Raw genomic sequence first — 13,074 nt, forward strand, 5'->3', positions numbered from 1 at the left:
TTAGGCAATCACTGCGCGCGGGACAAGCGCGAATGCCCCGTACATGGAGCCGAAATCCACTCCTACCAGATGAAGTAGGGTCCGCCGCGCTCACGGGCACGCTGCCACGCCGGACGGGCATGGATCGCTTCGACGAAGCGGGCGAGCTTGGGCGCCTTCTCCGCATAGCCCTGCATGACTGCAATTTCTGCGGGAAAACTCATCATCACATCCGCCGCGCTCCAGTCCGAACCGACAAAGTGCAGGTCATCGGAGATATTCTGTTCCGCGAAGTCCACATGCGCGGCAAACTGTTCTTCCACGCGGGGCATCATCGGGGCTGCCGCATCGCCGAGGCGACCCGCCATGATCTTAAGCATGACGGGTACGAAGAACGAGCTTTCCCCGAACTGCATCCATTCGAGGTGATCCACCCATTCGGAACTCGACCGATCGGGAAGCCAGGCTTCCCCACCGTGGCGCGCGCAGAGATATTCGATGATCGCTCCGCTTTCGGCGACGAGGCGTCCGTCGTCCTCGATCACCGGAGACTTGCCGAGGGGATGGGCATTCTTGAGTTCCGGCGGCGCGAGATTGGTCTCTGCATCGCGCTGGTAGGAGACGATGTCGTAGTCCGCGCCCAGTTCCTCCAGCAGCCAGAGTATGCGCTGCGAGCGGCTGTTGTTGAGATGGTGGACGGTGATGGTCATCGTGCTCTCCTGATTTCGAGCGCCCTGCCTAGGGACAGCAACGCTGCCGCGCTACCCGCTTTATTGCACGTCTGCCCCAAACACGCGAAAAGCCGGTGCAGCGCTCTGGATGAGTGCGCGCGCACCGGCTTTCCGTGTTTCCGGGAGCGCCGGGGGACAGTCCGGCTTTGACGAACGGCGGGGGAATGGTGCCGTACGCGCTCCCGCTTGAAGAGGTGTGATCAGTCTTCCGCGTCCGGACCAGTCATCATCTCTTCGGCGACCTCGTCGGTTTTGCCGCGGATCGCAGCTTCCAACTTGGCGCACATTTCGGGGTTTTCCTTGAGGAAGGTCTTCGCATTCTCGCGGCCCTGGCCGATACGGACGCTGTCGTAGCTGAACCAGCTGCCCGACTTTTCGACCACGCCGGCCTTCACGCCCAGATCGAGGATCTCGCCGATCTTGGAGATGCCTTCGCCATACATGATATCGAATTCGACCTGCTTGAACGGAGGGGCGACCTTGTTCTTGACCACCTTCACACGTGTCGAGTTGCCAATCACCTCGTCACGATCCTTGATCTGGCCGGTGCGACGGATGTCGAGGCGGACCGAGGCGTAGAACTTGAGCGCGTTACCACCGGTGGTGGTTTCGGGGTTACCGTACATCACGCCGATCTTCATGCGCAGCTGGTTGATGAAGATCACCATGCACTTGGAACGGTTGATCGAGCCGGTCAGCTTGCGCAGCGACTGCGACATGAGGCGCGCCTGGAGGCCGACATGGCTGTCGCCCATCTCGCCTTCGATTTCAGCGCGCGGCACGAGGGCGGCAACCGAGTCGACCACGAGGATGTCGATCGCGTTGGAGCGCACCAGCGTGTCGGTAATTTCGAGCGCCTGTTCGCCGGTATCGGGCTGCGAGACGATCAACTCATCGACGTCCACGCCCAGCTTCTTGGCATAGACGGGATCGAGCGCATGTTCAGCGTCGACGAATGCGGCGGTGCCGCCAGCCTTTTGCGCTTCGGCAATGGCATGCAGCGCGAGCGTGGTCTTGCCTGAGCTTTCCGGGCCGTAAACTTCGATCACGCGGCCCTTGGGAAGGCCGCCGATGCCGAGTGCGATATCGAGGCCGAGCGAACCGGTGGAGATGGCCTCCACATTCATCGCTTCCTTCTGGCCGAGCTTCATTGCCGAGCCCTTGCCGAATGCGCGATCGATCTGCGCGAGGGCGGCGTCCAATGCCTTCTGACGGTCTGCGTCCACTTTCTTTCCTTCTACAAGCTTCAGACTAGCCGCCATGACACATTCCCCTTTTGCATTTCCAGAGCCGCTATCGACTCTTCAACTACCAAGGCATGTACCGCGTTTGTTCCACAAGAACAAGAGTGGAACGAAATTTTTTTGCAGATGGCCTATTCGTCTGTGAAATAGGCCTTCGGGCGGCGGACTCTCCAACGTTTGTCATAAGTGCTGTTGGCCGGCACTTCCACGTCTACCACGAGATCGCCGTTCTTGACGTAAGCGTCCTGCCCCTGCGGACGGACTTCCCAACTGGCAGGGTTGCCGAAGCTCACACGAACAAGTGCGGGCGCATCATTGGCGTTCGACACTATCATGCGAATGCTGGTCCAGCGCTTCCCGTTATCGTCCGGATATGTGTCGCCCAAATGGGCGCAGTAGGAAAAGACCTTCGCGCTCTGCCCGAGTGGAAGCTCGACCTCCTGCCCGACCGGGTAATCACGCAGTTCAAGCTCTGCGACCAGTTGCGGACCGAGCGTCGTGCTCTCGAACGCATTGACCTTCCCCATCGGGAGCGAGGCACCGAGCCCGAAGTCGACCTTGTTCTCGGTGAAGAGCCGAATTTCGGCTTCCTCCAGATCGTCTTTTTCGTCCCCGGGATAGAACCGGTCATAGGGATCGCAATAGGCGGAATAGAGCCAACGGGTCCGGATCGCCTCGCGCGAGAGGAAGGCGATCTGCTTCATGCCTTTCGAGGCCACAGTCACCGGCCGCGGCACGCGGTACAGCTTGAGATCGGCGAGATTCTCCTCGCGGGCCATCGATTCTTCAGAGACGACCGAGAGCGGACTTATCGAGGCGAAGGATTCACGCCGCATCCGCGAGCCGGTGACCACGATCACTTCATCGTCGAAACCCTGAGGCATGCCCGGTGGGGGTGGAGGAGGCGGCGGCGCGTTGTAGCTCCTGACCGGAGTGCCGCTCGCGGTACTGCCGATCGGATAGCAATTGAGCCTAAGCCCTCGCGCGCGAGGGCTTTTGGCCAGTTCTTCGAAATCGCTCTGGATCGCGATCTTGCCGGCCACCACCATCAGCTCTGCATCGGGGAATGACTGCCCGTTGTCGTTGAGGACGGTGAGCCAGCTGGTCAGCCCCATGGGGAATGTCCCGTCCCGTCGCCCGTTGCCCAGTTGCGCGACGTAATTCGCTTCCCAGTCGAAACCCCACGAGAGGTAGGTGAGCACTATCTCGTAGGTTCCGCCGGTCTCGCTATAGGTGTCGATGTTGAAGATGGGACGCGCCGAAAGCTCTGGCGGAACGCCGTCGAAGGTGAGTTTTTCGGGCAGGCCCGAGCAACGCACAGCCTCGAAGGTGTCGCCGGTCTGCAGCACGATCCCGCCGTCGGCGCGGGTCCTGACGATCGCATCGCGGCTTTCCGATTTTCCCGTACCGGGATTGAAGCGCGTAATGGTGACCCGGTTGCCGAGCGTCCGGTCGACGAGGGCGGCCGGTGAGAGGAGGTCGGCGTTGCGGTTCTTCTCGATCGTCCCGCCCGGCAGGCCGGAGACGATCGCGCTCACCGCGACCATGCCTTCCGAAACGCCTTCGAACAGGATGGTCGAGCGACCGCGCGGCAGCGTGACAGTGCGCGTTTCGCTGATCATCGCATATCCGCGCGGGTTGTCCTGGTCCATCTCAGCGCCCACGGACCGGCTGGGGTCGCGATAGACGGTCACCGCATAGTGACTTGCCTCGGAGGCAAACACGCGGGCGCGCTCATCCTGCGCGGCCACAGGCACCGCAAGGAACGCCGCGAGAAAGGCTAGAGTGGCCGGGAGGATGCGCATTGCCGCGATCTCCCGATCAATACTTCGTTTCGTAAACCACCCGGACAACGCGCTTGTCCGCTGCAGGCACGCGCACGTCCCACTTGCGGGTCGAGGGGCCCTGCTGTTCGCCCGTCACGTCCTCCGAGACGACGCGATAGTCGCGCGACCACCACCCGCGATAGAGACCATCCTGGTAGAACTCGACATTCACCGGCGAGCTCTTCGCGTTATAGAAGGTGTACCGCATGGTCGTGCGGTAATATTTGATCTTCCGCTCGACCTCGACTTCGCGGGCAACCTCGCCGTCCTCGAGAACGCGATACCGGTTCGTCTTTTCCCATTCGTCCTTGTCGATTTCCTCGCGCTTCTCGACCTCGGCCTGGACATAGACGTCGAAGGCATCGCCGGTGCGCAGGAACAGGTCGCTGCCCATCGGCGTGTGGCCGATACCGGCCTCGCCGATGAATTGCGGGGTACCCTGACGGTCGCGCTGGTAGAACCGCACGGTTCCTGCAGGCAGGGCATCGCCCAGCCCCTGGTCGCGCGCGGTGTTGAAAGAGATCGCACTGCTCGCCGCGACGGGCTGTTCGTCGCGGACCAGCCAACCCACACGGCGTTCGTAGCGGCGGCGGGCCGGAACGCCCTGCACATCGAGGAAGCTGACCTGCTTGGTCTGCGCATTGGCGACCGTGGTGCGTTCCTCGATCGGGTAGAGATAGAATTCACCCAGCGATTCGCGCTCGGCCGCTTCGGTACCCGGCGTACGCATGCTGCGCGGCTGCGGACGGCGGCCGTTTCCGCCGGTCGCATCACCAGCAACCAGCAGCAGGTCCGCGTCCTTGAACGTCGTGCCGGTCTGGTTGGTCAGTGTGACCCAGCCCTGCATGTCGACGGTGCTGTTGCCCTCGTCGAAGAGGGCGACATAGTCAGCCGACCAGCCAAGTCCCGAGGTGAGGTAACGGATGGAGGCCGGGCGCGTACCCGAGCGGGTCGAATCGAGCGTGACGGACAGCGTCGGCCGGGCACGCAGGTTTGAAGGCACGCGGTCGAAGATTGCGCGGACCGGCAGGCCATCGTCACGCAGCACCTCGATTCGGTCGCCGATCTTCACCACCACGCCACCGGCAGTCGACAGCACGGTCGCCCGTTCACGGGTTTCCACTCCGGTGGCCGGATTGGTCCGCACCAGCGTGATCGTCTTGCCGATCGCCTTTTCCATGAGCTTGGACGGCGTCAGCAGGTCGAAATCAAAATTCTGTTCGACGATCGAGGTGCCTGCCGCAGCAAAGCTCAGCGTCTCGGGCTGGATGCGGGCCGAAACATCGGGGAATGCAATGGTCGTCTGTCCGGCAGGAATAGACAGCTGGCGAACGTCCTGCACCAGGCTGCGCCCGCCATTGTAGATCGTGATCGAGACATCGCCCTGCGCGGTCTGGTCAGGGTTTTCCAGCGCCTGCTCGGTCGACTGGGCGAGCAAAGGTGCCGCGCCCAGAAGTGCGATCGTGGCTGCGAACGAATAACTGCGTACCCTCATGGCAATCCCCCCTTTTCCAGGACAGGATTGCACCGCCTTTCACTCAGGCGTCAACCTTGACCTGCTCTCCAAGCACTTCAGATACCTTGGCATTTATTTGCTGTACGCTGAACGGCTTCGGAATGAAGTGCATGTTGTCGATGTCGATTTCGTTACGAAGCGTCTCTTCTGCATAGCCCGACATGAAGAGGATCGGGATCCTGGGCTTCACCTTGCGGATCGCGCGGGCCATGGCCGGGCCGTCCATCGCGGGCATGACCACGTCGGAAACAATCAGGTCGAATTCGGTATTGCCATTGGCGATGGCGGCAAGGCCTTCCTCGCCATCGCGCGCAGTGGTCACCTGGTAGCCTGCACGGGCGAGTGCGCGTTCGGCGACGGCGCGGACCATGTCCTCATCCTCTACCAGCAGCAGGTTGCCGCCGCCCGACCATTCGCTGGCCTTGGCTTCTTCCTGCTCTTCCTTGCGCTGGATTTCGGGCAGTTCGCCCTTGTGGACCGGCAGGTAGACGGTGAACCGCGCACCGGCCGGCGATCCATCGGCACCGCTGACATTGTCGGCGAAGATGAATCCGTTGGACTGCTTCACGATACCATAAACGGTCGACAGGCCGAGGCCGGTACCCTTGCCCTGCTCCTTCGTCGTGAAGAAGGGTTCGAAAATCTTGTTGAGGTGCTGTTCGGGAATGCCGCCGCCCGTGTCCTGCACGATCAGCACGGTGTAGTCGTCGGCGGGCATGATATCGATGCCCATCTTGCGCACATCGCGCGCCGAGATGCGTCGGGTAGCCAGCGTGAGCCTGCCCTTCCAGTCCTGCTTGCCGGTCTTTTCGGCATGCGCCTGCATCGCATCGCGCGCATTCACGGCAAGGTTGATGATGACCTGTTCGAGCTGCTGCGGGTCGGCGCGGACGGCACCGAGCTCGCGGTCGTGGCGCACGGTGAACTCGATCTTCTCGCCCATGAGGCGCTTCAAGAGCTGGCTGACCTCGCTGACCACGTCGGGCATCTGGAGCACGACGGGTCGCAGCGTCTGCTGGCGGCTGAAGGCGAGCAGCTGGCGCGTCAGGCTGGCGGCGCGATTCGAGTTCGCCTTGATCTGCTGGATGTCATCGTAATCGCTGTCGCCCGGCGTGTGGCGCAGAAGCATGAGATCGCAATAGCCGATAATCGCGGTCAGCACGTTGTTGAAGTCGTGCGCGACGCCCCCTGCCAGCTGGCCGACAGCCTGCATCTTGGTGGCTTGCGCGACCTGGCGGCGCAGGCGCTTTTCTTCGGTGGAATCGCTGATCGAAAGCAGCACGGCCGCCTCGCCCAGCCCGCGAACGCCTGCGAGCCCGATCGACACCGGCTCTTCCTTGTCGCCCGCCAGCCTCACGGCCATGTCACCGCTGGAGGTAGCTCCCTTGGCGAAGCGGCGCACAGTATCGGCCATGGCCGACTTGTCCTCGCGTACGACGAGATCGGACGGGAATTGCGGCAGGCCTTGGCTCTCGCGTTCAACCGCGCGCAGGAATGCCTTGTTGGCGAAGAGGAAGCGCCCGTCGCGGTCGGTCAGCGCGAGGCCGAGCGGCAGGGCCGACAGCAGCGCCTCGAGCTGGGGAATCGCTGCCTTGCCGCTGCTCTGCCAGCCACCGCCGATGCCGACGCCACTATCGACCAGCAGCATGAGCGATGGCGCCTGGTCGGGCGGCAGATCGCTGCCGGTCTGGCGCGCATCGAGCGGCACGTGGACCAGCGTTTGCGGCGTGCCCTGCTGCCCTTCGCGAGCGAAGAAAATGCGGTCGCGATCGTCGGAGCGCAGCAGCTGGACGAATTCCTGGCCTGCCAGCGAGGTGTTCTTGGCACCGGTCGCCCGCTCGCCAAGGCCCGGAGTGGCAGCCTGGACGATGCCATCAGGGGCAACCAGCGCGAGTTCGATACCTGCACGCGACATCATCGCGCCGAAGGGGCCGGAAACCCGCTCCGCGATACCCTCGTAGGATTTCTGGCGGACGATTTCGGCAAAGCGCCAGACAAGGTAATCCTCGCCGCGACCGACGCGCTCGATCTTCAGGACGAAAGAGCGTTCACCCGATGAAAGGCGCAGCCCCTCGCACTTGGCGTTGCCTTCCCGCCATGCCTGCCTTTGAGCATCGAGCAGCTTCTGCCGGGATTCCTCGCCGAACTCGAGTTCATGCGGCGGCGTATCTCCGCCGAACCATTCTTCGAACGTCTCGTTCGAACAGGTCAGGCGATTGGCGCGGTCGACGATGGCCACGGCACGATGCGAATTGCGGATGGCAGCGGCAGTGACGGACCAATCGGGCTGGCCCGGCTCGCTCGATACCGGCGCCGTGCGCAGCCGCGCTGCAAGCAGCAATGCGAACAGGATCGCCAGCAATCCGCCGCCATAGGCAACCGCTGCAAGCGATGTACCCGCCGCAAGCCAGACGACCCCGACCGAAACGACGAATGCCAGGATGATACCCAGCAGGAGCGGCAGTGGCGGCAGGCCTTGCGGGGTTTCGTCGCTGACGAAACTCACTCGCCCTTCTCCCCCATACGCTCGTCGAGACGCTTTTCCATCGCGACGAGACGCTTACGACGGCGGCGCGCAACGACAAAGCGCCACGCGAAACTTGCCACCAGATATCCCACGCCGGCGCTGACGATAGCGAGCACCAGGAAGCCGAAAGCCGTCACGCCGCCGACCTCGAGCCAGCGCGCGAGTGCGCCACCGTCTTCGGCAAGGTGACCGGCCCGTGCCCCCATGGCGCGATCGATGTTGAGGACAAAGCCACCCGTCTTGTTGGCGAAGAACAGCCAGAATGGGAGGGTGAAAGGATTGGTCACGAAGGTCACAAGCGCGCTCAACGGCACATTCGCACGCGCCGGCAGGGCAAGGAATGCCGCGAGGAAAATCTGCCCGATCGGCACGATGAATGCAGCGAACAGCCCCAGCGCGACACCGCGCGGCACGCTGCGCCGCGTGAAGCGCCAGAGTTCCGGCGTCAGGAAGCGATGGGCAATGGGCTTGAGATATTTGTTGCGCGCCATTTCTTCGCGCGTGGGCATGTATTTACGGAAGAGATCCGCAAGGAAAGTCTTTGACCTGGGTCCGCTCAACGCCACGCTCCCGCAATGCGCGCCGCAACCGCGGGACGCAAGGGCGCTTTATCGGCGATAAGAAGTGAACCTGGCATGATGTTCCATGTGGTAGCCGATCGGCGTTGAAAAAGGGGTAACGAGTGTCGATCAGCCTTTTTCGCGCATCAAGCGGGCCTTGTCGCGTTTCCAGTCGCGTTCCTTGATCGTCTGGCGCTTGTCGTGAGCCTGCTTGCCCTTGGCCAGTGCAAGCTCGACCTTGGCCCTGCCGGTCGAGTTGAAATAGACTGACAGCGGGACAAGCGTCATGCCCTTGCGCTCGACAGCCCCGAACAGCTTGTCGATCTCGCGCTCGTGGAGCAGCAGCTTGCGCGGGCGGCGCGGTTCGTGGTTCAGGCGGTTGCCGTGCGAATATTCGGGAATGTTCGCATTGATCAGCCAGACCTGCCCGTCGCGCACTTCGGCATAGCTTTCCTTGATGCTCGCCTCGCCTGCCCGCAGCGCCTTTACCTCGGTGCCTTGCAGCGCAAGACCCGCCTCGAAGGTTTCCTCGATATGATAATCGAACCGCACGCGCCGGTTGTCGGCGACGGTCTTCTGCTTGTCGAATGTGGCGGGTTTGGGACGTGCCATAGGGTGCGCGCATGTAGGCGCTCGGAAGCAAAAGGCCAAGGGGCTTGAAGGCTGCTTGCAATCGAGAGGCAGATCGAAGACACTACAAGTGGATCGTAAGTACTTTGGGGGTCGTATGCTGAAGCTGGGTCGCTTCATGCCGCTATTCGCGGCTATTCTATTTATTTCGGCAGGGACGACTGCGCATGCGCAAGTCGAAGAACCGCCGCCGCTTTCGGCCTATGGCGCGCTGCCAGGTGTCGAAATGGCTGCAATTTCGCCCAGCGGCACCAATATCGCGGTTCTCACTACGATCGGCGAGACGCGACTGGTGCTCTTTCTCGGCCCCGACATGCGGCCGATCCGCAAGATGGAAGTAGGCGATTCCAAGGTCCGCAGTCTCGACTGGATCGGCGATGACCGGGTCCTTCTGCAAACCAGCAAGACCGAAGATCTCTGGGGTTTCACTGTCGATAAGGCAGAGCTTTACAGCGCCCATGTTGTGCCCGTCACCTTTGACGGAGAAGTCACGACCGTGTTCCAGCGCAATCGTCGCCTGGTCGACGCCGTGTTTGGTTCGCACGGCATCCGCTTTGTCGATGGCCGCTGGCAGGCCTATTTCGGCGCGCTGGAACTGCGCCGCGACCAGCGCAACGGTTACGCATTCAAGCACAGCCGCCCGTATCTCTACAGGTTCACCGTAGACACTGAAGATGTGACACGGATCGACACGGCTTCGGCTGAAGACCACTATCGGGACTGGCTGGTCGGGACCAAAGGCGGCGTCGCCGCGGTGTTCGATCTCAGTCGACGCGACGGCAACTGGAAGATTTCGAATTCCCAAGGGACGACCATTGCCGAGGGCACCCATGCCGCAGGCCGCGTCGGATTGGTCGGCCTCGGCTATGATGGCGCATCGGTCATCTACTACCTGCGCGACGATGACGGCGTGTCGCAGTGGTACGAAGTGCCCCTGGCGGGCGGAGCGTCCACCCCGTTCCTGCCGGATGCCGACATCGACCGCCTCTATTTCGACGCCCCGACCGGAAGGCTGACCGGCTATCTCGACGGCGAAAAGGGGCCGGTTTTCGCAGAGCCCGCACACCAGAAGGCCGTAAGCCGCATTCGCAAGGCATTCGCCAAGTACGACATGCGCATGATCGACTGGACCCCGAACTTCGAAAAGGTGCTCGTGCGGACCAGCGGCAATAAAGACAGCGGGTCATGGTATGTGGTCGATCTTGGCACGATGCGCGCTGACGGTTTCGCTTATGAGCGCACGCGGATCCTGCCCGACATGGTGGGCCAGATCTCGACCTTCTCCTACACTGCTGCAGATGGCCTCGATCTCGACGGCATCCTGACACTTCCGCCGGGCCGTGAAGCGAAGAACCTGCCGCTTGTCATGCTGCCGCACGGTGGACCTCATGCGCATGACAAGGAAGAGTTCGACTGGTGGGCGCAGGCTTTTGCATCGCGGGGCTATGCCGTGTTCCAGCCCAATTTCCGTGGCTCGACCAATCGCGAACAGGCCTTCAAGCTGGCAGGTTACGGAGAGTGGGGTCGCAAGATGCAGACCGACCTTTCGGACGGTCTTGCCGCGCTGGCGGATAAAGGCATCGTCGATCCCGATCGCGCCTGTATCGTCGGGGCAAGCTATGGCGGCTATGCAGCGCTAGCCGGGGTGACCTTGCAGCAGGGCCTCTACCAATGCGCCGTCGCGGTGGCCCCGGTCAGCGACATCGGGGACATGTACAACGAGGATTATCGCGCTTCCGGCCGGCAGAGGATCACAAAGGCAGCCCTGCTCGAACAGCTCGGCCCGAAAGACCGGTGGGATGCAGTCTCGCCGCGCCGTCTTGCCGCTCAGGCTGATGCCCCGATCATGCTGATCCACGGCGAGGACGATACGGTCGTGCCCTACGACCACTCGTACAAGATGGCCGACAAGCTCAAGGACGCCGGAAAGCCCTACGAACTCGTCACACTCGAGGGCGAGGACCATTGGCTCTCGCTGTCCTCCACGCGCCAGCAGATGCTCGAAGCTGCAGTCGGCTTCGTCGAAAAGCACAATCCCGCCGACTGACGCTTGGCAAGAACCAAACTTCACGGATACCGAGAAAATGACATCCAACACCTTTGCTCTGATCGGCGCGAAATTCGGAATGCTGGCTGCAGCCGGCGCAATCGCGCTCTCGGCTGCACCGGCTCATGCGCAGGCACCCGCAGCCCCTCCTATCGAGGCCTATGGCGCTCTGCCCGCAATCGAGCGGGCCGTTATCTCCAACTCGGGCGCCTACACCGCCATGCTGATGACGGTGAACAACCAACGCCAGATCATGGTGCTCGACAGCAGCGGCGCACCGGTGAAGCAATTTATCGTCGGCGACGCCAAGGTTCGCGGGATCGACTGGGTCGGTGACGAGGCGATCCTGCTACGCCGGTCCGAAACGCAGGAACTGGCCCTCAAGACCAATCGCGTGATGGGTGAATGGATGCGTGTGAACGTCCTGCCACTCGACGACAGCCGCGAAGTCATCTCGGTCTTCGCAGAGCAGCGTCAGGTCGCCAATTTCGTTGCGGGCTTCAGCGGCATCCACCGTGTCGACGGTCGCTGGGTCGGCTATTTCTCCGGCTTCCGCATGGGCCGCGCCTCGGGCGAGGAAATGCGCATCCTTAGCTATCGCCCTGCGCTGTTTGCAGTCGACCTGCTGACGGGCGAGACCGATCAAGTCGCCTTCCCTGCAGGAGAAGGTCGCTCACGTGACTGGATCATCGGAAGTGATGGCAAGATCGCTGTCACGCTCGATTTCGACCTTGAGAACGGCAAGTACACGATCAAGAATCCCTCGGGCTCGATCATCGCTCGCGGCGTCCAGGAAGACGGACGGATTTCGCTGCGCGGTCTCGACAAGGCGGGCAATGCGCTGGTCTATACGACTTACGACAGCGATGGGGCCGACTGGCGGTATTTCTCGCTCCCTCTGGAGGGCGGGCAAGCCAGCGAACTATGGTCGGATATCGAAGTCGACTGGGTCATCCGCACTGCGGACGAACGGGTGCTCGGCGTCGTCGATAAGACGGGCGGTATCCTGCTCTCCGACGGAACCCAGCCAGCGCCGCTCGCCTCGCTTCTGGAAGGCCGCCCGCAGGGCAGCGTTTCGCTGGCGGGCTGGACGCCAGACTTCTCCACCCTCGCCTATTCGACGAGCGGGAATTACGACAGCGGCAGCTGGTTCCGCATGGACACGGCGAGCGGCTCGCGCGCCATGCTCGGCCTCGAGCGTCCCTTCATCCAGGGGCAGGCAATCGCGCCTATCGAAACCTTCGAGTACGAGGCAGGCGACGGCCTTTCGCTCGAGGGCGTGCTGACCCTCCCCCCGGGCCGCGAGCACACGAACCTTCCCGCAATCGTTCTGCCCCATGGCGGACCTACGGCGCATGACGAACCGATTTTCGACTGGTGGGCACAGGCCTTTGCAGCGCGCGGCTATGCGGTCATCCAGCCCAACTTCCGCGGCTCGACCAATCGCGACGAAGCATTCGTCGAGGCGGGTGATGGCGAATGGGGCGGCAAGATGCAGACCGATATCGGCGACAGCCTCAAGGCGCTTGCGGCGCGAGGCATCGTCGATGCCGACCGAGCCTGCATCGTGGGTGCAAGCTTCGGCGGCTATTCTGCGCTGGCCGGGGTCACGACGCACCAGAATGGATACCGCTGCGCCGTAGGCGTCAACGGCGTCTACGACATCGAGGACTTCTTCCGCTACGACCTGAGCGGAAAGTCCACCGTCTTCACCCGCGGGGTCGAACGCCTCATCGGCAAGAACGCCGATCTGGACGCCCTTTCGCCCACTGCGCAGGCTTCCAGAGCGTCGGCCCCGGTCCTGCTGATCCACGGCCGCGACGATACCGTCGTGCCTTTCGAACAGTCAGTACTGATGGAAGACGCGCTAAGCGATGCCGGAAAACAGGTCCGCCTGCTTGAACTCAAGGGCGAGGACCACTGGCTTTCGCAGGCACCCACGCGCACCGCGATGCTCGATGCCGCGATTTCCTTCGTCGAGGAGCATAACCCGGCCGATTGATCGGCCGGGTCA

9 protein-coding genes are annotated in these 13,074 nt (G+C 62.6%); 2 read left to right on the forward strand and 7 right to left on the reverse strand.

Going from position 1 to position 13,074, the window contains the following annotated elements; all coding sequences use genetic code 11:
- Positions 1 to 62 precede the first annotated feature (62 nt).
- The 7 genes from K3136_RS02205 to smpB all read right to left on the reverse strand — a co-directional run bounded on the left by K3136_RS02205 (position 63) and on the right by smpB (position 8,995).
- The gene (locus K3136_RS02205; protein ID WP_221431301.1) at positions 63 to 689 is read right to left on the reverse strand and encodes a glutathione S-transferase family protein; all 627 of its coding nucleotides are present in this window, start codon (positions 687 to 689) and stop codon (positions 63 to 65) included.
- Positions 690 to 910: 221 nt separating this feature from the next.
- Positions 911 to 1,972: a recombinase RecA gene (gene recA / locus K3136_RS02210; protein ID WP_221431302.1), complete on the reverse strand. Its 1,062-nt coding sequence runs from the start codon at positions 1,970 to 1,972 to the stop codon at positions 911 to 913.
- A 113-nt stretch (positions 1,973 to 2,085) separates the two neighbouring features.
- Positions 2,086 to 3,759, reverse strand: a complete 1,674-nt coding sequence (locus K3136_RS02215) for a DUF4139 domain-containing protein (protein WP_221431303.1) — start codon at positions 3,757 to 3,759, stop codon at positions 2,086 to 2,088.
- Between the two features lie 16 nt (positions 3,760 to 3,775).
- Positions 3,776 to 5,275 carry a DUF4139 domain-containing protein gene (locus tag K3136_RS02220; RefSeq protein ID WP_221431304.1) on the reverse strand — a complete coding sequence of 500 codons (1,500 nt, stop codon included), beginning with the start codon at positions 5,273 to 5,275 and terminating at the stop codon, positions 3,776 to 3,778.
- Between the two features lie 43 nt (positions 5,276 to 5,318).
- Positions 5,319 to 7,802, reverse strand: a complete 2,484-nt coding sequence (locus K3136_RS02225) for a hybrid sensor histidine kinase/response regulator (RefSeq protein ID WP_221431305.1) — start codon at positions 7,800 to 7,802, stop codon at positions 5,319 to 5,321.
- Entirely contained in the window at positions 7,799 to 8,332 is a 534-nt protein-coding gene (locus K3136_RS02230; protein ID WP_221431306.1) for a DUF2062 domain-containing protein, read from the reverse strand. The genes K3136_RS02225 and K3136_RS02230 overlap by 4 nt, the downstream gene beginning before the upstream one ends.
- A gap of 180 nt (positions 8,333 to 8,512) precedes the next feature.
- Entirely contained in the window at positions 8,513 to 8,995 is a 483-nt protein-coding gene (smpB, locus tag K3136_RS02235; RefSeq protein ID WP_221431307.1) for an SsrA-binding protein SmpB, read from the reverse strand.
- A 115-nt stretch (positions 8,996 to 9,110) separates the two neighbouring features.
- Between smpB and K3136_RS02240 the strand changes: the two genes are divergently transcribed.
- Together K3136_RS02240 and K3136_RS02245 are read left to right on the forward strand one after the other, a co-directional pair.
- Positions 9,111 to 11,060, forward strand: coding sequence for an alpha/beta hydrolase family protein (locus K3136_RS02240; RefSeq protein WP_247711403.1), 1,950 nt, complete (start codon positions 9,111 to 9,113; stop codon positions 11,058 to 11,060).
- Between the two features lie 37 nt (positions 11,061 to 11,097).
- Entirely contained in the window at positions 11,098 to 13,062 is a 1,965-nt protein-coding gene (locus K3136_RS02245; RefSeq protein ID WP_221431308.1) for an alpha/beta hydrolase family protein, read from the forward strand.
- Positions 13,063 to 13,074 lie beyond the last annotated feature (12 nt).

The organism is Qipengyuania gelatinilytica, assembly GCF_019711315.1.
GTDB lineage: Bacteria > Pseudomonadota > Alphaproteobacteria > Sphingomonadales > Sphingomonadaceae > Qipengyuania > Qipengyuania gelatinilytica.

Bases quoted from the DNA above. Each gene is read 5' to 3' on its own strand.
- K3136_RS02205 (WP_221431301.1), bottom strand. From the start codon at position 689: ATGACCATCACCGTCCACCATCTCAACAACAGCCGCTCGCAGCGCATA.
- recA (WP_221431302.1), bottom strand. From the start codon at position 1,972: ATGGCGGCTAGTCTGAAGCTTGTAGAAGGAAAGAAAGTGGACGCAGAC.
- K3136_RS02215 (WP_221431303.1), bottom strand. From the start codon at position 3,759: ATGCGCATCCTCCCGGCCACTCTAGCCTTTCTCGCGGCGTTCCTTGCG.
- K3136_RS02220 (WP_221431304.1), bottom strand. From the start codon at position 5,275: ATGAGGGTACGCAGTTATTCGTTCGCAGCCACGATCGCACTTCTGGGC.
- K3136_RS02230 (WP_221431306.1), bottom strand. From the start codon at position 8,332: ATGCCCACGCGCGAAGAAATGGCGCGCAACAAATATCTCAAGCCCATT.
- smpB (WP_221431307.1), bottom strand. From the start codon at position 8,995: ATGGCACGTCCCAAACCCGCCACATTCGACAAGCAGAAGACCGTCGCC.
- K3136_RS02240 (WP_247711403.1), top strand. From the start codon at position 9,111: ATGCTGAAGCTGGGTCGCTTCATGCCGCTATTCGCGGCTATTCTATTT.
- K3136_RS02245 (WP_221431308.1), top strand. From the start codon at position 11,098: ATGACATCCAACACCTTTGCTCTGATCGGCGCGAAATTCGGAATGCTG.